This is a genomic window from Halorubrum shenae, from assembly GCF_051194165.1.
Classification (GTDB): Archaea; Halobacteriota; Halobacteria; order Halobacteriales; family Haloferacaceae; genus Halorubrum.
In genome coordinates this window covers 1-1,922 of record NZ_JBLZNI010000041.1, presented here as the reverse complement: position 1 = coordinate 1,922, position 1,922 = coordinate 1, and the positions used below count along the sequence as shown (strand labels likewise).

The following is a 1,922-nucleotide window of genomic DNA, read 5'->3' as shown; positions in this document are numbered from 1 at the left end:
CGCAGGGACTCTCGTCCCGTCACGGTCAGTGGTTTCACGTCTTCAGTGATGCCGTGATCGGAGAGGAGTCCATGGACCTTGTTGGCGTATTGGTGCGGTTTTCGACACGGCAGCTGAATCTATTCTCTAAATCAGTCATCACTTACAGGATAATCGACTTCTTGCGAATCATCTGCTGAATAGCAGCATGGATACCTTCTCGATTGATTCCAGATGCGCCGTTACCACCGAATGGTACGTCTCCAAGTCCGTGAGAGGGTGCCCCGTTGATCCGAACGCTGCCCGCGTCAATTTTCCCGGCAACCCGCATTGCGCGGTCATGGTCGTTCGTGAATACAGAGGCGTCAAGTGCGTACTTATCGGCGTTTGCTAGTTCAACTGCCTCTGATTCAGTCTCAAACATCGTAACGGCAGCGACGGGACCAAATTGTTCCTCGTGGATGATCGCAGCGTCTTGCGGGACATCTGCCAGTAGTGTTGGCTCGTAGAACGCACCGTCACGCTCGCCGCCGACAACAAGGGTTGCACCGGCGTCAATAGCGTCCTGTACCAGCGATTCAACCTCTTTCGCTTGGGACTCATCGATGAGAGGGCCGAAGTCAGTTGATTCATCAAATAAGTCTCCAACCTCCCACGACTCCATCGCCAGTTCGATCTTGTCGACGAGAGCGTCGTGGACGGACTCGTGCGCGAAGATTCGTGACACCGCTGAGCAGCGTTGGCCACCAAATTTGAGCGATCCGGCGGTACAAGCGCCGGCAGCATCGGAAAGCGTTGCGTCCGGGAAAATTAGCGCGGGAGCGTTCCCGCCTAACTCCATCACGAGATTGACGATTCCGGACTCCTTGGCAACGTGCTGTCCAGCCCCTGACGAACCGGTCATTGCGATGGTGTCCACACGGTCGTCTCCGGCTAACGTGTCGCCGATCTCACTTCCCCTGCCGGGAACGAAATTGACCGCTCCGTCCGGCAGGTCGACCGCCGAAGTGATCACGTCAATGAGCAGTGCTGCAGTCAGTGGCGTCTGACTCGACGGCTTCAGTACGGTGCTGTTCCCTGCGGCTAACGCCGGAGCAAGTTGGAGAACCGCCGTCTGCAACGGGTAATTGTACGGTGCGATACACAGCACTGTCCCGATTGGTTCTGGCTTGACGATCGCCGTCCAGTCTTCGTGGCCGGGTGTCGCACCCTCTCGATACTCGCCGTAGTTCCGCCCTAAATTTCGGGCTTCATCGGCTGCGAGACGGAACCGACTGGCCGCGGCCGAGGGAGCTCCCCGCGCCGCAGACACGGGCTTCCCGGATTCACGAACAATGAGTTCGGTGAATTCTTCAGCGCGGTCAGTGATCTCCGCTGCAATGTCTTCTAACCACGTCGCCCGCTCAACGGGCGTTGTCTCGCGGAGCGACTGCTGTGCGCTGACTGCCGCTGTTATCGCTGCCTGCGCCTGGTCGCGGTTTGCAGCTACGACGGTACCGAGTCGGTCGTCAGTCGCAAGATCTCGGACGGTGATCGTATCGTTGCCGCTACGCCACTTGCCGTCAATATAGAGCCGTTCGGAACGGTTTGTGTCTAAATTGGTCACTCAGTACGTAGTACTATTTTAGACAAGTAACTATGTGTCGTATGAGGCGGTTAACACGCGTTTGCAGCACTACATCTTCCCAACCTCACAGAGGGTGTGATCACTTAGTGTAGGTAAATCACGGATTATCCTTGGTGGGTGGTTTACGAGCCAAGTCACTCAGTCGCCAATTACCTGTTGGACCCTAATTTGCCCCCATACGGTCGTTCCGTTGTGGCTGCATGTAAGACCCGTTCTTGCTGTCGTTGTTCGAGTTCGCTACTCACCCAGTTACCGAGTACTTCGACAACCGCGAGGTCCCAGTCGGAGAACGCTTCGTCTCGCGGATCAGTGTCGT

Annotated in this window: 1 protein-coding gene; it reads right to left on the bottom strand. The window is 56.5% G+C overall.

Annotated features, from left to right (window positions below; all coding sequences use genetic code 11):
• Nucleotides 1-142: 142 nt before the first annotated feature.
• Entirely contained in the window at nucleotides 143-1,585 is a 1,443-nt protein-coding gene (locus ACNS88_RS17530; protein WP_435100615.1) for an aldehyde dehydrogenase family protein, read from the bottom strand.
• Between the last annotated feature and the right edge of the window lie 337 nt (nucleotides 1,586-1,922).